This is a genomic window from Brevibacillus sp. 1238, from assembly GCF_029892995.1.
Taxonomy (GTDB): Bacteria; Bacillota; Bacilli; order Brevibacillales; family Brevibacillaceae; genus Brevibacillus; species Brevibacillus parabrevis.
This window is the reverse complement of the sequence record NZ_JARXWC010000004.1, coordinates 372,717-389,911: the sequence shown is the minus strand read 5'-3', so window position 1 is coordinate 389,911 and position 17,195 is coordinate 372,717. Positions and strand designations below refer to the sequence as shown.

The 17,195-nt window shown below is 51.3% G+C and carries 21 protein-coding genes and 1 riboswitch; of the genes, 15 read left to right on the top strand and 6 right to left on the bottom strand.

Going from position 1 to position 17,195, the window contains the following annotated elements:
• Window positions 1–76 precede the first annotated feature (76 nt).
• Complete coding sequence (locus M2298_RS12825) at window positions 77–271, top strand: hypothetical protein (RefSeq protein ID WP_122964374.1); 195 nt, start codon at window positions 77–79, stop codon at window positions 269–271.
• A gap of 122 nt (window positions 272–393) precedes the next feature.
• Entirely contained in the window at window positions 394–747 is a 354-nt protein-coding gene (locus M2298_RS12820; protein WP_122964375.1) for a response regulator, read from the top strand.
• A gap of 48 nt (window positions 748–795) precedes the next feature.
• Here M2298_RS12820 and M2298_RS12815 read toward each other — a convergent pair whose 3' ends face one another.
• On the bottom strand, window positions 796–1,782 hold the full coding sequence (locus M2298_RS12815; protein ID WP_280648589.1) for an ornithine cyclodeaminase family protein: 987 nt from the start codon (window positions 1,780–1,782) through the stop codon (window positions 796–798).
• A gap of 505 nt (window positions 1,783–2,287) precedes the next feature.
• Here M2298_RS12815 and M2298_RS12810 point away from each other — a divergent pair.
• The 3 genes from M2298_RS12810 to ald all read left to right on the top strand — a co-directional run bounded on the left by M2298_RS12810 (window position 2,288) and on the right by ald (window position 5,436).
• A complete protein-coding gene (locus tag M2298_RS12810) occupies window positions 2,288–2,842 on the top strand; it encodes a helix-turn-helix domain-containing protein (protein WP_217022207.1) in 555 nt (184 codons plus the stop codon).
• 95 nt (window positions 2,843–2,937) lie between these two features.
• On the top strand, window positions 2,938–4,182 hold the full coding sequence (locus tag M2298_RS12805; protein ID WP_173596685.1) for a PucR family transcriptional regulator: 1,245 nt from the start codon (window positions 2,938–2,940) through the stop codon (window positions 4,180–4,182).
• 129 nt (window positions 4,183–4,311) lie between these two features.
• Window positions 4,312–5,436: an alanine dehydrogenase gene (gene ald / locus M2298_RS12800; protein ID WP_280648588.1), complete on the top strand. Its 1,125-nt coding sequence runs from the start codon at window positions 4,312–4,314 to the stop codon at window positions 5,434–5,436.
• A gap of 70 nt (window positions 5,437–5,506) precedes the next feature.
• Here ald and M2298_RS12795 read toward each other — a convergent pair whose 3' ends face one another.
• The 3 genes from M2298_RS12795 to M2298_RS12785 are packed head-to-tail and all read right to left on the bottom strand — an operon-like array spanning window position 5,507 to window position 9,151.
• Window positions 5,507–6,682 (bottom strand): Ger(x)C family spore germination protein, encoded by a 1,176-nt coding sequence (locus M2298_RS12795; protein WP_217022208.1) that lies wholly within the window; start codon window positions 6,680–6,682, stop codon window positions 5,507–5,509.
• On the bottom strand, window positions 6,679–8,061 hold the full coding sequence (locus M2298_RS12790; RefSeq protein ID WP_280648587.1) for a spore germination protein: 1,383 nt from the start codon (window positions 8,059–8,061) through the stop codon (window positions 6,679–6,681). The genes M2298_RS12795 and M2298_RS12790 overlap by 4 nt, the downstream gene beginning before the upstream one ends.
• Window positions 8,051–9,151 carry a GerAB/ArcD/ProY family transporter gene (locus M2298_RS12785; protein ID WP_173596688.1) on the bottom strand — a complete coding sequence of 367 codons (1,101 nt, stop codon included), beginning with the start codon at window positions 9,149–9,151 and terminating at the stop codon, window positions 8,051–8,053. Before M2298_RS12785 ends, M2298_RS12790 begins: the two co-directional genes overlap by 11 nt.
• A 147-nt stretch (window positions 9,152–9,298) precedes the next feature.
• Here M2298_RS12785 and M2298_RS12780 point away from each other — a divergent pair, with 147 nt between their 5' ends.
• From M2298_RS12780 to M2298_RS12755, 6 genes are all read left to right on the top strand, one after another.
• Entirely contained in the window at window positions 9,299–10,390 is a 1,092-nt protein-coding gene (locus tag M2298_RS12780) for a quinone-dependent dihydroorotate dehydrogenase (protein WP_122964383.1), read from the top strand.
• A gap of 151 nt (window positions 10,391–10,541) precedes the next feature.
• A riboswitch (cobalamin riboswitch) is annotated at window positions 10,542–10,737 on the top strand.
• A 148-nt stretch (window positions 10,738–10,885) separates the two neighbouring features.
• On the top strand, window positions 10,886–11,650 hold the full coding sequence (locus M2298_RS12775; RefSeq protein WP_063230911.1) for an energy-coupling factor ABC transporter permease: 765 nt from the start codon (window positions 10,886–10,888) through the stop codon (window positions 11,648–11,650).
• Window positions 11,647–11,931, top strand: coding sequence for an energy-coupling factor ABC transporter substrate-binding protein (locus M2298_RS12770; RefSeq protein ID WP_063230912.1), 285 nt, complete (start codon window positions 11,647–11,649; stop codon window positions 11,929–11,931). The genes M2298_RS12775 and M2298_RS12770 overlap by 4 nt, the downstream gene beginning before the upstream one ends.
• A complete protein-coding gene (gene cbiQ / locus M2298_RS12765) occupies window positions 11,928–12,719 on the top strand; it encodes a cobalt ECF transporter T component CbiQ (RefSeq protein WP_122964384.1) in 792 nt (263 codons plus the stop codon). The genes M2298_RS12770 and cbiQ overlap by 4 nt, the downstream gene beginning before the upstream one ends.
• Before the next feature lie 4 nt (window positions 12,720–12,723).
• Window positions 12,724–13,578, top strand: coding sequence for an energy-coupling factor ABC transporter ATP-binding protein (locus tag M2298_RS12760; protein ID WP_122964385.1), 855 nt, complete (start codon window positions 12,724–12,726; stop codon window positions 13,576–13,578).
• Between the two features lie 115 nt (window positions 13,579–13,693).
• Window positions 13,694–13,858: a hypothetical protein gene (locus tag M2298_RS12755; protein ID WP_167470292.1), complete on the top strand. Its 165-nt coding sequence runs from the start codon at window positions 13,694–13,696 to the stop codon at window positions 13,856–13,858.
• A gap of 52 nt (window positions 13,859–13,910) precedes the next feature.
• Here M2298_RS12755 and M2298_RS12750 read toward each other — a convergent pair whose 3' ends face one another.
• A complete protein-coding gene (locus M2298_RS12750; RefSeq protein ID WP_167470293.1) occupies window positions 13,911–14,048 on the bottom strand; it encodes a hypothetical protein in 138 nt (45 codons plus the stop codon).
• 183 nt (window positions 14,049–14,231) lie between these two features.
• On the opposite strand from M2298_RS12750, the gene M2298_RS12745 reads away from it, so the two are divergent.
• Together M2298_RS12745 and M2298_RS12740 are read left to right on the top strand one after the other, a co-directional pair.
• On the top strand, window positions 14,232–14,726 hold the full coding sequence (locus M2298_RS12745) for a hypothetical protein (protein ID WP_122964386.1): 495 nt from the start codon (window positions 14,232–14,234) through the stop codon (window positions 14,724–14,726).
• Window positions 14,727–14,744: 18 nt separating this feature from the next.
• Window positions 14,745–14,921, top strand: a complete 177-nt coding sequence (locus tag M2298_RS12740; protein WP_217022211.1) for a hypothetical protein — start codon at window positions 14,745–14,747, stop codon at window positions 14,919–14,921.
• 425 nt (window positions 14,922–15,346) lie between these two features.
• On the opposite strand, the gene M2298_RS12735 is transcribed toward M2298_RS12740, so the two are convergent.
• Window positions 15,347–15,547, bottom strand: coding sequence for a hypothetical protein (locus M2298_RS12735; protein WP_122964387.1), 201 nt, complete (start codon window positions 15,545–15,547; stop codon window positions 15,347–15,349).
• Window positions 15,548–15,883: 336 nt separating this feature from the next.
• On the opposite strand from M2298_RS12735, the gene M2298_RS12730 reads away from it, so the two are divergent.
• Window positions 15,884–16,612: a helix-turn-helix domain-containing protein gene (locus M2298_RS12730; protein WP_122964388.1), complete on the top strand. Its 729-nt coding sequence runs from the start codon at window positions 15,884–15,886 to the stop codon at window positions 16,610–16,612.
• A complete protein-coding gene (locus M2298_RS12725) occupies window positions 16,596–17,045 on the top strand; it encodes a toxin-antitoxin system TumE family protein (protein WP_122964389.1) in 450 nt (149 codons plus the stop codon). The genes M2298_RS12730 and M2298_RS12725 overlap by 17 nt, the downstream gene beginning before the upstream one ends.
• Window positions 17,046–17,195 lie beyond the last annotated feature (150 nt).

The following is a 17,195-nucleotide window of genomic DNA, read 5'->3' as shown; positions in this document are numbered from 1 at the left end:
AGTGGGGGTGCATGGAAAGGCAAGATCAGGACAGCCTATTAAGGCAAAAAGCAGAGAAAAAGGGAGGCGTTTTCGCATGGAGAAGGATTTCGTGGAAATCCCGCAGCCGGATATACCGGATGAAGTACGGCAAGTCGATTTGCCAGAGATCACAGAGACTACTCCTCATCCCAAGCCCGAGAGTCCGCAGGCAGCGAAAGTAGTAGCGGGGCAAGCAACAGGTGAACAAGGCTCAGGCGAAACCACGGAGCCGATCGGTTTTCGTCCGTAAACGTCGAAAACGCCGAATGTTCATTTCGACAAAAGAAGTCATTTTCTCTCGTGGACAAGGCTTGCGATTTCTGCAAAAGTAATAGAGAGAAATGCGAGCGAGATGTGAGGGGATAGGACACCATGGCCCGGTTGCTGATTGTAGACGACGCAGCCTTCACGAGAAGGATGTTGACAGATATGCTAGGCGAGCAACACGAGATTTGCGGAGAAGCGTGCAATGGTTTGGAGGCTGTTGAGAAATACAAGGAACTGAAGCCGGACATTGTGACGATGGACATCACGATGCCGCACATGCATGGAATTGAGGCCATGCGCGAGATTCTCGATTACGATCAGGATGCCAAAGTGTTGATCTGTTCGGCAGTCGGGCATCGGCAAAAGGTTTTGGAGGCCATGAAGACTGGCGCGAGCGACTTTGTCGTCAAGCCTTTTCAGAAAGAGCAAATACTCGATGCCATCACCCGCCTGCTGTAAGCAAAAAAGCAGCCGCCAAGCTTGAAGCGCTTTGGCGGCTGTACGGTTCTATAACGAGACTGCAGTGCCGATTCCGGCAGCTTTTGCCCGCTCGTACACGGTCTTGGCTACCGCTGTATCCAGGTAAGCGACTCCGACCGATTTGTAGAGCGTGATTTCTGCGTTATTTTCCCGCCCCGGCTTTTGCTCGATCAAAATTTCTCCCAGTTCAGCGTGCAATTGAGCAAAGCTCCACTCTTGTTCCGCGATTGGAATGAGCAAATCGCCAGCTTCGTGCTCGGCACCTTCCAGCGTATCGACGACGACTTTGCTGGTTTGTACGGTGGCCGAATCGACTTCCCGCATGTGCGGCAGGAACGCGCCGATTGCGTTGATATGGGTACCAGGACGCAGGCTGGAAGCGGCAAACAGCGGCTCGGTCGCCTTGGTGCTGCAAATGACGATCCGGGCAAGCGAGACGGCTTCGTCGGCGTTTTCCACCACCGTGATCTCTCCGTGCCAATCCGGATAGAGCGCCAGCAGGCTTTGTTTCATTTCATCAGCTTTGGCTCGCGTCCGGTTGTACAAGTAAATATGGCGCAGCGCCCGTACTTCCATGACAGCCTGGATTTGCCCGAGCGACTGGGCACCGCAGCCAAGCACCGCGCAGCTGTCCGCATCCTCTGCGGCTAAATACTTGGTGGCGACACCGCTGCTCGCCCCGGTCCGCATGACGGTCAGCAGGCTGGCATCCATCATGGCGACGTGCTGCCCCGTTTTGGCTTCCGTCAGCACAATGACGCTTTGCAAAGACTTGATGTTGTGTTTATGGTTTTGCGGAAAAATGCTGATGATTTTCACCGCGACGTAATCATCGCTCGCCAAGTAAGACGGCATGTACAAGCTGGTCGCATCGTATTTGGGATGGTCAACCGCGGTGCGCACCGGAGTCGTTACGTTTCCTTGCATATGCTCGCGAAAAACGTGTTCCACGTCTTCCAGGCAATCTTTCATCGTGTAGATTTGCTCGATATTTTCCCGGCTCAAAATGAGCATGACTCTCATCCTTTCGGTCAGGATTTGTCAAAATCCAAATCCTTTGTTTCATCAATGCCGTTGCGAATCCACAGTCCCACAAACACGAGTGCAACGCTCAAAATGAACGGAACGCGCCAGCCCCAGGCCAAAAACTGCTCTTCAGGAAGCGTGCTACCATTCGATGGAGCTGCCCATCAAACTGGCGATCAACGCCTTGTTTTGAACCTGTTTGGAAACTCCCGCTTGTGGTTGAAGTGCCATCAGTTGCAGATCCTCCCTTGGTGTGTAAATGACGATGCTTTGCAGAATGGCGTTGGAGTGCGAGTAGCAGCGGGCGGGGGACACCTTCGTTTCGTGAATTGAAGCGTCACTTCAATTTCCGCTCATAAAAAAAGTGAAAACGCTTTTTGTCTGATAATAGTAAAGATTATAAAAGATAAAAGGATTCATCGCAACAGCGTTTTGCACCATTTTCCCGCAAGCGGTATGATAGACCTATCTTGCGAGATTTGAGGTATAGCGGATGGAACCAACGATTGGCGTCTTGATCAAGTCACTGCGGCTTGGCAAAAAAAAGACACTGAAACAAATATCTGAAAAAACGGAACTCTCGATAAGCTTTTTGTCCCAGGTGGAGCGGGGAAAATCGTCGATTACGCTGGAATCGCTGAAAAAAATCTCCGAGGCGTTGGAAGTGAGTCCGAGCTATTTCTTTTCGGAAAAGCATTCGGCGCAGAGCGATCGCGTGCGCAGAGGCGGGCAAAAGCCTGCGCTGCCAAGCGGTTTTCCTTTCGTGTATGAGGACTTGTCTGGCGATTTGGCGAATCGCTTGCTGGAACCGATCCTCGTCACATTGCAGCCCCACGAAGACAGCGGAACGCCTTTTGCCCACAAAGGGCAGGAGTTCGTCTACGTGCTGGAAGGGGTATTGACGCTGTTGCTGGGAGAGGAAGAGCACGATTTGCATCCGGGCGACAGCATTCACATGGACTCGACTACACCGCACAACTGGCTGAATCGTACCGGGGAAGTCGTCCGTTTTTTGTGCGTCAATTCCGCTGCAGAAAAAGACCAGTAGCGCGAGCGCCCGGCAAGCGGGAAAAAGTGCGCCCTGCTTACGCTTTCTTGTATAATAAAAGGACACGTACGAATGCGCGGTAAAGAGGTGGAAATGTGTCCGTTGAGCCTAACTATTTTCAACAGTATCAGCATGCCGATATAGACGAACTAGCCGATGTGATTGGAGAGCTTTTGCAAAACCCGATTACGGTTGAAGATGCGGATCACAAACTGATTGCCTACAGCTCCCACGGAGACAGCACCGATCAGGCGCGCTGGTCGACCATCATGGGCAGGCGGGTGCCGGAAAAGGTGTTGACCCGCCTGTGGAAGGACGGCGTGTTCCAGGAGCTGTTGACGCAAGACGACCCTGTACATATTCCGGCCAAGGATGAGGTCGGCCTGGGCAAGCGTGTGGCGATCGCGATCAGGCGCGGCAGTGACGTGCTCGGGTACATATGGGCGCAGGAAGTAAATCGGCCGATCACGCGCGAGGATGACGAGATTTTGCGTCAGGCGGCACGGGTAGCCGTCTCAAGGCTCATGCAGCGGCAAGGGAAGCGCAAGGCGGAGGAGCAGCGGCGCAAGGAGTTTTTGTGGGAGCTGTTGCTCGGCAACCACAAAAGCGAAAGCACGATCCGGCAAAAAGCTGACAGCCTGCAAATGCAGCTTCCGACCGCTTATTTGATTTGCATTATTGAAGCGGCAGGTGCGCGGCTCGACCAGTATTTGTACCCGTTGCTCATGCGCGACAAGCTGTTGTGGGTTGTCGACGGTTCGCAGATCATTTTGCTGATCGGCCTTGACGGCAGTGTCAAAAAAGACGTGCGGGAAGTCCTCGTCCGCAAAGTCGAGCAGTTTCTGGCCGACTCGCTCGGCAAGCTGGAAGCCCATGTCACAGAAGGACGACAGGTGATTGCAGGCTACGGACTCGGCTATCAGTCGACGTATACAGAGATTGTGAAAAGCTACAGGGAGGCGCTGCACGCGCTCAAGATCAAGAAGCTGTTTCCCAAGGAAAACGAAGGCATCTACGGCTATCACGAGCTGGGCATTTACCGTTATCTCCTGCAACTGAAGCAGTGGGAGGCGGAGCAAGGCTATGAAAACGAGCGCTTGGAAAAGCTCAGGCAATACGACCGGGACAATCAGACGGCGATGTTGCAGACATTGGAAACGTTTCTGGACGCGGCAGGCAAGGTGAACGTGACCGCCTCGCGCCTGCACATCCACATCAACACATTGAGCTACCGATTGCGGCGGATTGAGGAGATCATGCGGGTCGATCTGGAGAACATGAACCAGCGGGCCGCCCTCTACCTGGAGTTGAAAATGGCGAAGCTCGATCAGGAACAGTAGTTCGTTTGTGGATTTTCACAAACAGAAGGATGGCAAAATTAAAGGAATCCCCAAGGAAACGCCCCGTGTAAACGCTGTACAATGTTAGTATTCTCATTAAATCGGCGTTTCCAAGGAGGACTACCTATCATGATCGTTGGCATTCCAAAAGAGATTAAAAATAACGAGAATCGCGTTGCCATCACGCCAGCAGGCGTAGCAGCCCTCGTACAAAACGGACACTCTGTTCGCGTAGAGACAGGTGCAGGACTTGGCAGCGGTTTCACCAACGAAGACTACACAGCAGTAGGCGCTGAGATTGTCGCGACCGCAGCAGATGCGTGGGCCGCTGACATGGTCATGAAAGTAAAAGAACCACTTCCTGCCGAGTACGGCTACTTCCGTGAAGGTTTGATCTTGTTCACGTACCTCCACCTGGCTCCAGAGCCTGAATTGACTAGTGAGCTGCTCGATAAAAAAGTAATCGCAATCGCGTACGAAACTATCCAGCTCGACAACGGCGCACTGCCGCTCTTGATGCCGATGTCCGAAGTTGCGGGCCGCATGTCCGTACAAATCGGTGCGCAATTCCTGGAAAAACAATACGGCGGCAAAGGCGTGCTGCTCGGTGGCGTACCTGGCGTGCCAAAAGGCGAAGTCGTTGTCATCGGTGGCGGTATCGTAGGTACGAACGCTGCGAAAATGGCGCTTGGTCTCGGTGCAAACGTAACGATTATCGACGTGAACGCAGATCGTCTGCGCCAATTGGATGACCTGTTCCAAGGCCGCGTACAAACTTTGATCTCCAACTCTTTCAACATCGCAAGCGCAGTGAAAAAAGCAGACCTGCTCGTAGGCGCTGTTCTGATCCCTGGCGCACGCGCTCCTCGCCTGGTAACAGAAGCGATGGTAAAAGAAATGACGCCTGGTTCCGTGATCGTAGACGTGGCAATCGACCAAGGCGGTTCCATCGAAACGATCGACCGCATCACAACGCATGACAACCCGACTTATGAAAAACACGGCGTGATCCATTACGCAGTAGCGAATATGCCTGGTGCGGTAGCTCGCACTTCCACTCTGGCGCTGACGAACGTAACGGTTCCATACGCTGTTCAACTGGCGAACAAAGGCTACGCACAAGCGATCCGCGACAACCGCGCTCTGGCGAAAGGCGTAAACGTCATCGACGGAAAAGTGGCTTACAAAGCGGTTGCAGATGCTCACAACCTGCCATACGCTTCTGTAGAAGAAGTATTGCTGGTGAAAAACTAATCGCGCTTCCATAAACGAAACTGCTTGCCAGAAATTTTGGCAAGCAGTTTTTTTGTGGGCAAATCCTTACTCACTCAGGGCCGAGCGGGTCGGGGTATTTGGAGGAGTTCATCTTCATTTTGCCTGAGTCGCTCAAATCCACCTGTATATGAATCGAGGCAATCGAATCTGCGGTAGGCGCCGTACGATGCTCTTTTTCATACGCCCGCCAGGCCCGGTAGTCTTTTTTGAACAACTCTTTTTCCAGGCCGTACAAGTCAGTGCCCTTTTTCAATCCTTTTAAAAAGGTGTCCCTGATTTGCTCCCGGACCTGTTCTTCCGAGTTTTTCTGAATGTGCGCAGGACTGACTGGGCTCATTAGCTCGCGAACAAAGCCTAGCAGATGCACCTTCAATTTATAACGGGGAATCGGCCCGGTGGTGAGCGGGACGATTTGCAGTCCTACGTGCTTGATGCGGATTGTCGCTTTGGGCGTGTTGTTTTCGCGGATGATCAGTCCGGCAAACTCGGTGTCTTTGTTCATCCAGCGCAAGCCCATCAGATCGCGGCTGGGAAAATAGCCTTTCCAATTGCCGCGATGCAGCGCGTGCACCCCGTCGATGGACAGGCGCGAGGTGTAGTGATTGTTCTCCTTCCACGAGTGGGTGTAGATGGTGAGATTGGGCAGCAGCACGGTATTCGAAGGGTCCCAAAAGTTGCTGATGAAGCGGTAAAACTGGGTCGGCTCGATAAAGGAGCGCTGCTGGTACACGTCTTTTGGCTGATGCAACAGGGACGTCAGCGGAGAGAAGCCAGTCAGGGCGTGATTGCCAAGAATTTTGTCGATCGGCTCCCTCGTCGCGAACACCCATTTTGTATAGCGGATCAAACCGTAGCGGTTCAAGATGTCATGCGTCGTGATTATGCCTTTTTGCAGGATGCGCTCGTGAAATACGAGAGACGAGACGAATCCGAGGAACAGCGGCACTTGCGAGTTTTTTTGCAGGTTGTCAAAAGCGGACATCAGCGTCTTTCCTCTCCCGATTGAAATAGCAGCGGGAGGCGATTCCGGTTGGCTTCCCGTTTCCTGTTTGGCGACGCTGGACAGGTCGACAGACTGGGCGTAGAGGACGTATTCATCGTTGATAAAATCAACGCCAAAAGCAGACAAATAGCTCAAATCCTGAATGGATTTCTGATCCCAGCAGCCGCTCAAAAGCGTTGTGGCAAGCAGCAGCAAAGCGCAAGCGATGCGGGCGTATTTCATTTGGTGTTCCCGTCCTTTTCAGGCTTTTTGCGGAAAAAGTAAACCAGCGGCTGGAACAGAACCAGATACAGATTGGACAACACGTTGGACGAGCCCATCAACACGTAGGGACGGCCAAACGAGGTCAAAGTGGACAAGTAGTAAATGATGGCAATCATTCCGATGACGAATCCGTACATGCCGATCGTAGACGACAGGAGGAAGACAAGAAAACGGGTGACCGTCACAGCACCGCTCAGCGCCTGGTTGACGAGAGTGAATGAAGCGACCACCGTCAGCGAGCCTACGAACAGCATCGAAGGCGAGGTCAACCCTGCGCGAATGGAGGCGTCTCCGATGATCAACGCGCCGACAAGCGCCAGCGTTTGCCCGACGTTTTTCGGCAGCCGGGCTCCCGCTTCCCGCAGAAACTCAAAAATGAACAAAATCACGAAAAGCTCCATCGGGGCGGAAAAGGGCAAGCCTTTGCGTCCCTGGGTAATTGTGGCAAGCAGTTGGAACGGAAACTGCTCGACGTTGTAAGCAGACAAGGCAATCCAGAATCCGGGCAGAAAAGCGGCAATCCAAAAACCGCCGAGACGCAGCAGGCGCTCCAGCCATACGTACGTGATCGGATACTGATCGTCCTCCGGAGACTTGATCAGCTCCATTAGCGACACGGGAGCGATCAGGGCGAGCGGAGAGCCGTCCACCATGATGACCGCTTTTCCTTGCAACAACAAATAAATCGCAAAGTCGGGACGCCCCGTATAGTCGACTAGCGGGAACAACGAGTTGCGATTGTCGCTCAGCATTTTTTCCAACAGCGCACTATTGATTATTTTTTTGTTTTCGCAGGCAATCAGCCGATCGCGAATCATTTCAAGCAGGTCGGGAGGGACAGTGTCTGTCAAATACAACAGGGCAATCCGGCTGCGGGAACGGGTGCCGAGAATAAATGGCTCATACGCGAGTGTGATCGTTCGCATGCGTTTGCGGATGAGGGCCACGTTGGTTGACAAGTCCTCCACGAAGCCGTCTCGCGGACCTTTGATGGAAATTTCCGTGTTGGCTTCCTCTGTACTCCGCTGCGGCCGATTGGAAATATCCCAGGAAAAAGGCGGCGAATCCCCCAAAAAAATAAGCAAGTCTCCCGCGAAGAGCCTTTCAGTCCACAGATCCGGATTGGTGAACAAAGGGACGAGCGGAAGCGAACGCAGATCGCCAGAATTTACGCAGCGCTCCAATTGAGGCAAAGCCGTCTCCTGCAAATGCCGTACGTCCGCCAAACCTTCGCAGTACAGCATGAGCACAGACTGATCGTTCGGGGTGACAGCCCGCAGGAAGACGACATCAGCACAATGCGCAAATCTATCACGCAGCTCCTCTTCAAGGGTCATGGCTCACATCCTCCAATCTGGTTGGTTTTCGCAGCGACAGCAGGAACAAGATGAGTGTGACGACTACCATAACCAGCAAGTAAAAAGGATAGTAAATCTTCGAGAGAAACGTCACGAATTGCATGTCGCTGTAAGGAAGACTGGTCAGGGCGATCATGCTGGCGCCAAGGACGAACATGACGTATTTTCTTTGCTTTTTCGTGCGCAGGACGAGCAGCTCCCCGAGCAGCAGCAAGCAAAGCGTAATGCGGATAAACGACCCGGACAGCCACTGGAAAATCGAGAAAAACTCCATGTTCTCGATGTCTTTGCCGATCGTCAAAAGCCGCCATTGCTCAAAGGCGGGAAACCGCTGGCGCGTCGATTCCACAGGCCCGAACTCGGCGATGGCTCCTGTAAGCGGACTGAGGGTCAGTACCAGGACGATCGCGATCATGATGATATAGTGGACGGCGCGAAGCGGTTTGCGAATGTGGTGTTGCAGCAAAAGCAACAGGAACAGCTCGGTAAATCCTCCTCCTACAAACACCATGGCGTGCAGGGTGGGCATAAGCCCGTTCTGGAACAGCGGCAAAAGCTGGGTATAATCTTTTTTGGGAATGTTGCCAAACGCGACGAACATGCCCAATAACGAAACGGCAGGCAGCAGGATGCCGGAAGTAATGCCGACAGAGGCTATGCCGCCGTAAGAGGCGAACACGCACAAAATGATCAGGGCAAGCGCTGTCACCCATTCCGGTGTCTGCGGCAAATAGTTGACGGTAGTCCATGTTTGCGTATCGATTAAATTGACGAGGGCCATCAAGTACAGGCAAAGGATGATCGGGGCGAGGAGCAGATGCCGGACGGTTTTTCCAGATCGCAAAAGAAGCCACTGGGACAGCGACATCTGCTTGATCCGTCTATTGATGAAAAACAGGGCGTATGCCCAAACGGCAAAGGGGATGGCGCCAATAATGACGCTCAGCCAGGCATCGCGCCCAGCTTTGCTGAGCAGCAGAGGAATAAGGGTAACATGGTTGGTTATTCCGATTGAGAGCATCATGACCATGATCGCTTGGCCAATCCCGATTTTTCCGTCTGCTTTCATGAAACATACGTCCCCTTTTAAATCGCTGGTTTTGTTATAGTTTGTCTGCTCGACTGGAAATATGTATCGCGTATAAAGGTTAGCCCACGAGAAACAAAGTGTGGTATTCTACAATGAGGTAAAAATGGAGTAAGGAGTGCAGCCGGGATGTATAAGCTCATAAGAAAATATCTGTTCCAGATGGATACGGAAGAGATTCATGAAAAAACGGTTGGTGCCTTGAAGCTGATGGAAGATTCTGCTCCGGGAAAAAGCTTGCTCAGAATGATGTTCCAGTTGAAGGACGAGCGTCTGGCGACAAAGCTGTGGGGAATGACTTTTCCCAATCCGGTAGGACTCGCCGCCGGTTTTGACAAAAATGCCGAAGTGTATCATGCGCTCGGTGCGCTCGGGTTCGGCTTTGTGGAAATCGGGACTTTGACGCCGCAGGGACAGCCTGGCAATCCGAGGCCCCGCTTGTTCCGTTTGCCTGAACACGAAGCAGTGATCAACCGAATGGGCTTCAACAACCACGGTGCGTATTTGGCTTCGCAGCATCTGGTAGATTACGCTTATTCCGATGTTCCGATCGGGATCAATATTGGCAAAAACAAAGTCACTCCTAATGAGGAAGCGGCTTCTGACTATATCAAGTGTCTGGACATGCTCTATGCGTACGGCCATTATTTCGTCATTAACATCAGCTCGCCGAACACGCCGAATTTGCGCGACTTGCAGGAGACAGAAAGCATGCGCCAGCTGGTGCGGGCGATACGCGAGAAAGCGGCTGAGCTGGAAGCGCGCGGCATTCAGAAAAAACCGATTTTGCTCAAAGTAGCTCCAGACATGTCTGACGAGCATATGCGCGATGTCGTGCAAGGGGCTGTGGCGGAAGGCATTTCCGGGATTATTGCCACCAATACGACACTGTCGCGGGAAGCTGTTCAAGGGCATCGGTACGCCGAGGAAGCGGGCGGTTTGAGCGGAAAGCCGCTGACAGAGCGATCGACAGCGTGGGTGAAAGAGATTTATCAGGAAGTCGGAGGCAAAGTGCCGATTATCGGTGTCGGAGGCATTTTTACCGGAGAAGACGCCTATCAGAAAATACGCGCGGGCGCCAGCCTGGTCCAGGTTTATACTGGCATGATTTATCAAGGGCCTGGCATTTCGAAGCAGATCAACAAGCAATTGCTCAAGCTGATGCAGCGGGACGGTTTTTCCCACATCAGCGAAGCGGTTGGCGTGGACGCGAAAGCGTAGAATCAAAAACGTAGAACCAAAAACAAGGCTCGTGCAGTCAATGACATTCGCCAAAAGGTCATCGGTTGCAGGAGCCTTTTGATAATAAGCTTTACGCTGGATTGGGCGATTGAGTATAATAATGTAGGACAAGCAAGAACTGTCAAACAATTGGATATTGTCGGCAATAGGTGCCTTTGTGTGCATGAGCACGAAGGGTAACAGGGAATCGGGTGAAAGTCCCGAGCGGTCCCGCCACTGTAATCAGGGAGTTCTCTTTGATGAAGTTCCACTCATATTCATATGGGGAAGGACAAAGAGCGCATCGATCTGAAAGCCAGGAGACCTACCTACTTGCCACACCCTGGAGACCTTCGCGGAAAGGAGCGGTGAATACGGAGCAATTGGACAGAAGTTCATGTCTATTGTTTTGTGCGCATACCTCGTCTGCTATCGGATGGGGCTTTTTTGATTGGAAAAAACGGTAAAAAGAACAGCAAAGGAGGAGAAGTTGCCTTGAATCGATCACGCTTTGTCTCGACCTGTTTATTGATTGCGGGCTTTGTTCTTTATTTTCTCGTAAATGAACCGCAAACTTCTTACGCGATGCACATTATGGAAGGGTATTTGCCGCTGTCGTGGGCGTTGTTCTGGTGGGTAGTATTTATTCCGTTCTTCATTCTTGGCATTCGTTCGTTAAACAAAATCGTCAAAGAACACCCGCAAATGAAGTTGCTTATTGGCGTATCAGGTGCCTTTGCTTTCGTGCTGTCTGCTTTGAAAATTCCTTCGGTGACGGGAAGCAGCTCCCATCCTACCGGAACAGGACTTGGGGCGATCATGTTCGGCCCGTGGGTGATGTCTGTGCTGGGCAGTCTGGTGCTGTTGTTCCAAGCCTTGCTGTTGGCGCATGGCGGATTGACCACGCTTGGCGCCAACGCCGTTTCGATGGCGGTTGTCGGGCCGATGGTGGCTTACGGGGTGTACCGCCTGATTGTCCGTGCCAACGGAGGACAACGTTTGGCTGTCTTCGCTGCGGCAGCTCTTGCTGACCTGGCGACTTATGTAGTGACATCTGTTCAGTTGGCGCTGGCTTTTCCGGCTGAGTCTGGCGGGGTATTGGCTTCTTTCGCCAAGTTCGCTGGCATTTTTGCCATCACACAAATTCCGTTGGCGATCAGCGAGGGGCTTCTGACCGTGCTCGTCTGGAACTGGCTTCAATCTTACAATGCAAAAGAGCTGGCGGAGCTGCGCTTGCTGAAACGGGAGGAATCGCTGTGAAAAAAGGAATGAACTGGCTGCTGCTCCTGGGTGTCGTCGTGCTTGCGATCGTGCCGTTGCTTTTGGTGCAGGACTCGGAGTTCGGCGGAGCGGACGGAGCGGCAGAGGAAGCGATCAAGGAGATTGCCCCTGCGTACGAGCCGTGGTTCCAGCCGCTGCTTGAACCGCCAGGAGGCGAGACAGAGAGCTTGCTGTTTGCCGTGCAAGCGGCATTGGGAGCGGGCATTGTCGGCTATGCGATGGGCTTGTACAAAGGTCGGCTGGATAAAAACAAAAAATGAACTGGCAGCAGCTTGACTCTCTTTCGTATCAAAACCGTCTGAGATTTTTGCCGCCGGAACACAAGCTTCTGTTTGCGAGCGCGTTGATTTTGCTCGTTTTGACAGGACATGAGTGGTTGCAAATGGCGATTTGCATTTGGATGGGAGTATGGGTGATCGGATATGCCCGTATTCCCGTCCGTTTCTATTTCGGATTTCTTCTTTTGTCTCTCTCGTTCTTTGTTTTGGGTTTGCCTGCACTTCTGTTGGAAGCGACAAGGGCGGAGACAGCTCCTGTGACTCAGATGGCAGTGGCGTGGCATGTCGGCCCTTATTTGATTTACGTTCCAGCGAGCGCCATCAGCAAGGTGTGGGTGCTGTTTTGGCGAACGATGGCCAGCCTTGCCTGCTTTTCCTTTATTTTGTTTACGGTGCCGTTTGCCGAGATTTTGCAGGTGTTGCGCAAGCTGCGGCTTCCGGTCATCGTTACGGATTTGCTGATGATTATGTACCGCTTTATTTTCGTGTTGCTCGGCGTCTCCCATCAGTTGTGGATTGCTCAGCGCTCGCGTGGCGGGCACCGGGGATTTCGCGCGACGATGCGCGACATCGGCGGTCTGGCTGCCCAGCTGTTCGTCAGGGCGATGCGCAAATACGATGCGTTGTACAAAGGGATGGCAGCCAGAGGCTTCGGGGAAAGCTTGCAAGTGCTTTCTTTGCACAGTCATTCCCGCTCCAGACGATATGAATGGGAGTCGATAGCAGGCTGTGTTCTGCTGATTTTGCTGGAGTGGTGGACAGGGGGATAATGCTTTGACATCATGGCTGTTGGAATTTGCTGACGTGCACTACGCCTATCCGGGTGGCCGCGGCCCTGTGCTGCGCGGACTGTCCCTGGGCATTCCAGAAGGGAAAAAATGCGCGCTGCTCGGACGAAACGGTTGCGGCAAATCTACTTTGTTTTTGCACGGGAACGGGATCATCCAGCCGCAGCAAGGGCAAGTGAGCTGGAAAGGGACGCCGCTCAGCTACAAACGCGCTGCCTTGCAGGAGATGACGCAAAAAGTCGGTCTTGTCTTCCAGGACCCGGAGCACCAACTGATCGCCAGTACCGTAGCGGAGGATGTATCCTACGGGCTGTGCAACCGGAACCTGCCGGCGGACGTGATTCGCCAAAAGGTACAGGCGATTCTTCAGGCGTTCGGGATGACCGAGCTTGCTGACGTGCCGATTCATCACCTGAGCCTGGGGCAAAAGCGTCGACTGGCTTTGGCCGGGGTCATGGTGCTGGAACCGGAGCTGTTGCTTTTGGATGAGCCTACGGCGTATCTCGACCGCTATCAGACGCGAAATCTTTTGCGCGAGCTTGATGCGATTCACCAAAACGGGACGACGGTGCTAATGGCGACGCATGACATGGATATCGCGTTTGAGTGGGCGGAATGGATTTGCGTGATGGATGCGGGCAAACTCGTATTTGCCGGGGAGCCGCAAGAGGCATTGGCACAAAGGGAGCTGCTGGAAAGCCTGCATCTCGGCATGCCGCTCATCGCTGACGTGTGGGAAGCTTTGCCGCAGGAATGGCGACAAGAAGCTGGAGAGCGCGTCCCTTGTTCGCTGGAGGAATTGAAAAAGCGTCTGCTGACTGGACAGGTTGCTGTCCGTTAGCGACGGAGAAGCGGTCGCGCTGGCGGCCGTTTTTTGTTGTGCGCGATTTCTTGACGCATGGCAAGAACAATCCAAGGGTATTCTATCCGTAAAATTCCTTTTGGAGGTATCCCTGATGGAGCACGATTCGTTGATGAGTTCTTCGCTTGCTGGCGAGGAGCAACAAGAGTTTCCCGAGAAGGTCAAAGATCAGCTCATGTTCAACGTGTTGGAAAAGGAAATGACGACCGAAGAAAAGGAAAAGAAAGCGAAAGACGAATATTTGACAGGAAAATCGTAGTCATTACCGAAAGGTCCTTCTCGGCTAACAAGAACGAGAGGGGCTTTTTTGCTCAGTTGTTGTTCCCTTTGTCTTCTTTTTCTTGCCGTTCTTTCAAAATGGACAAGAAGGCCAAGAAATCGCCCAGCAGAACCACAACGGCCGCCATCAACGCCAGGTCTTCCGCAGAAAAACCACTGTTCTGCTTCATGGTCCAGCCTCACTTCCATAGGTTATCTGTCCCTTGTATCATATGCGGAGCCGTTCGGACGGAAATGGGTATACGCACAACTTTGCCATCTTGAGAAATGTCGGCCGGATTTTGTAGGGAAATGTCTGTTTTTAGCGAATAAAAGAGAATGGACCTACTTAAAACGGGAGAAGTGGTGAGATTGTGATTTCAGCTTTGAATAAGACGCTCTGTGTTCAGCAGCTTGTGGAGAAATTGAGAGAAAAAGAGCTTGTCCACGTTTCCGGCTTTGACTTGAAGGAAACGAACAAAGCTTTGTATGAATATGTGCATCAGTTGAGCAGCTCCATCGCGATCATTCCAACCACGATTGATTCTGTGATTACAGGTGTCATCCGCTTCAAGGAGGGCTATTTCATCACGCTCGGCATGCTGATCTGGAAGGACGCAACCCAGAAAGGCCCGTTCAAGGAAGGGACTTTTCTGTTTTACAAGCGCGACGACAGCGATTCGCTGGACGAGTGTATCCATATCACCAACTCCATTGAAAACCACAACCTGATGGAAAGCTTGTTTTTCGCGTGCTGTGAGAGCAAGGGCGACGATCTGGTGCTGAAATATTCGCATATCGAGCATGCCATCCAATATGGAGAGACGTATCGGGAACTGAAGGAGCAGTGGAAAAAGGGATTTGCTTGATCATGGAGGTTAATGGGAATGTTGGACTTTGGTGCTGTCGCTTTTGACTGGGTATCTTTTTTCTTGGATTTGATTTTGATTGGGATGCCAGTAGGAATTGTTACTTATTTTGCCGTTTGGTCTAGTTTTCGCAAGAAGCTGGCTGAGCTGGAGAAACGGGTCGGAAGCTTGGAAAAAGCAGGGAAGAGTAACTGAGCAAAAGGCGAATGCGAGGAGCGAGCGTCAAAAAGTTTCTCTTGGATCAGGCGGAAGGACTTCCGCTGCGTTGTGTATTTTCCATTATTTATATATAAACGCCAGTTTTTGCGCAACCGATAAACATAATGTCATCTAGTATAAGTTCGCAATTGGGGATAGGCGTTCGACTAATCGTGCAGAATAGTCGGCGCCATTTTTTTTTGCCGCGATAAGCTGGGTGGTCCGTTGGCAGATGAGGGCTGCGTTACTTCTTTCGTCCTCGCCTGTATGGGGGCGCGGTGTGAAAAGCAGCAGACAATCCTTTCTTCGTTGTTTGAGAGGCGAGGCGTCAGGATAAGGCATCCTATGCCCGAAAAATGGCGGATGTGTGTGGACGAATAGGGACTGCTGCCCTGATAAAAGAGCAGCAGTCGGATGCTAGTCTAGATGTGAGGGGACACGCCATCTGCACCGAAGAAACGCCTCAGGATGATGCGGTTGTGGGTCGAAGTCCGTTCGAAAACAAATGCGACCTGATTGCCGCGGGGCACGAGATAATAGTGGGTGAATCCTAGTCGCGTAAGCCCGTGGCTGAATTGCAACGCATCCTGAAGGTTGACGATGAAGTACAGATGCTGGGTCATGAAAATCACCTCCTTCCGCACTTAAAGGTAGCAGAAGCAGGTGGGTTTTTTGTCTAAATTTTCCATATGGAAGTGCTTGTGAATGTCGCGCTCGGAAATGGAAAAATGGCGTGGGATTTGAGGGGGAAGTGGGGGGGTTCTTGCTCTCGTTTGCGGATCGAGTCTGTTTTCGTCAATGCCAAAAAGCCCTTCCTGTTTTGTTGGGAAGGGCATTCTATTTGTAGCTTATCTACTATCAAAAGGTATTAATCGTGAATTTAGCAATAATAATGGTAACAGATGATTTTAGTTGGTTGCAGTTAGTTTCAGTTCTCGATAGAATGGGAGTGAGAGGTGATGTTTGTGTCATTAACAATGTTGGATGAAAGGCGAATAGAGACAAAACTTGAAGAACTGAAATCACCAGATGTGAATGTATCTGAGTGGTACAAACGCAGTTTGGTTGATGATGTGGAGTTTCGCACTTTGTTTATCAAAATGCTTATTCAACTTTTACCGAACACCGAAGAGATCAGGGCAAAATGGGACGATTTTCAATTCCTTTCAGATAATCCAGCAGCAAACGAAGTATTGTATTCCATTTATATGAAAGCGCTAAGAACCGCAAGAAGTAATGATGCCGTACTTTCGATTTCATCCAGAAGGTCGATGACGAAGGAATATTCGACTGGGGAACTTGCTACATTTTTTGGTGTTTCGCAAACCACGATTAACAAATGGATTGCTGCTGGACATTTTAACGGCATATTACGTGCAGGAGAAAACAAGCATGTGAAGGTTCCAGAAGATACTTGGTACCATAATCCAGCATCAGGCGTACGTTTTCAAGTAAAAGATGCTGTAGAGTCCTGGAAAAGGGAGCAAGAAGAATGGGATTCTAGAGAAAAAGTCTCTGAATCTGAGCTTTATCAAAGATATGTGGACCACTTTGAACATAAGTACGGCGGAAAGTTCGCAGACACCCTAGGAAAAAAAGAATGGAACCAACTATCGGACGAGGAAGATACGGACAAGTCGATGTGGGCTTTCTTTTTAGAAAGGACACGCGATGTCGCTGGGGATTAGTAAAAGTAACTTCCACTTGATTGAGAATCTACTCTTTAAGGATATCATTGAGGAAATTCGCCCTGGAAGTGCAAAGGATTTGCCTTATTACAATTCAAATGTCATTTCCGTTGTATCAAAAGTTATTGTGTTTCGAGATGACATGAGTAAGATGTACTGCGTAGAATTTGTAAACGCCAGACAGGAGCTCGAAGCCTATTATTACGACTGGGCAGACAGTCAGAACAGGATGTTTTTGAAGTTCCATGCCCATTATCATCCAGAAGAAACGGACCCGAGTGTTGCACAATTTGACCCGTTTCATTTGCACAAGAAGGCGAACGATGCGGACGATAAGTTAACATTAAGAGTCAAAGATGAGAGATACATGGAGCTCAATAACGTCCTTGAATTCATTCGAGATTCCGTTTATGTAAAAAAGAATCGCAAATAGACGGTATGACAGTATCTCCTTTGAGTAGACAGTGTAAAAAGCCCACCCGCTTAGCGAGGGACGGCACACTCTACTTGGAGGGGATTTTTCATGACCCAAAAAGGTCAAACATTCAAGCGAAGCAATGTAAAAAAAGCCTTCCATTCAGGA

Coding starts and splice junctions, on each gene's coding strand:
- M2298_RS12740 (WP_217022211.1), top strand. CDS start 14,745: ATGTTGGACTTTGGTGCTGTCGCTTTTGACTGGGTATCTTTTTTCTTG.
- M2298_RS12755 (WP_167470292.1), top strand. CDS start 13,694: ATGGAGCACGATTCGTTGATGAGTTCTTCGCTTGCTGGCGAGGAGCAA.
- M2298_RS12825 (WP_122964374.1), top strand. CDS start 77: ATGGAGAAGGATTTCGTGGAAATCCCGCAGCCGGATATACCGGATGAA.
- cbiQ (WP_122964384.1), top strand. CDS start 11,928: ATGAACTGGCAGCAGCTTGACTCTCTTTCGTATCAAAACCGTCTGAGA.
- M2298_RS12730 (WP_122964388.1), top strand. CDS start 15,884: ATGTTTGTGTCATTAACAATGTTGGATGAAAGGCGAATAGAGACAAAA.
- M2298_RS12795 (WP_217022208.1), bottom strand. CDS start 6,682: ATGAAATACGCCCGCATCGCTTGCGCTTTGCTGCTGCTTGCCACAACG.
- M2298_RS12780 (WP_122964383.1), top strand. CDS start 9,299: ATGTATAAGCTCATAAGAAAATATCTGTTCCAGATGGATACGGAAGAG.
- M2298_RS12820 (WP_122964375.1), top strand. CDS start 394: ATGGCCCGGTTGCTGATTGTAGACGACGCAGCCTTCACGAGAAGGATG.
- M2298_RS12735 (WP_122964387.1), bottom strand. CDS start 15,547: ATGACCCAGCATCTGTACTTCATCGTCAACCTTCAGGATGCGTTGCAA.
- M2298_RS12750 (WP_167470293.1), bottom strand. CDS start 14,048: ATGAAGCAGAACAGTGGTTTTTCTGCGGAAGACCTGGCGTTGATGGCG.
- M2298_RS12790 (WP_280648587.1), bottom strand. CDS start 8,061: ATGACCCTTGAAGAGGAGCTGCGTGATAGATTTGCGCATTGTGCTGAT.
- M2298_RS12785 (WP_173596688.1), bottom strand. CDS start 9,151: ATGAAAGCAGACGGAAAAATCGGGATTGGCCAAGCGATCATGGTCATG.
- M2298_RS12725 (WP_122964389.1), top strand. CDS start 16,596: ATGTCGCTGGGGATTAGTAAAAGTAACTTCCACTTGATTGAGAATCTA.
- ald (WP_280648588.1), top strand. CDS start 4,312: ATGATCGTTGGCATTCCAAAAGAGATTAAAAATAACGAGAATCGCGTT.
- M2298_RS12810 (WP_217022207.1), top strand. CDS start 2,288: ATGGAACCAACGATTGGCGTCTTGATCAAGTCACTGCGGCTTGGCAAA.
- M2298_RS12815 (WP_280648589.1), bottom strand. CDS start 1,782: ATGCTCATTTTGAGCCGGGAAAATATCGAGCAAATCTACACGATGAAA.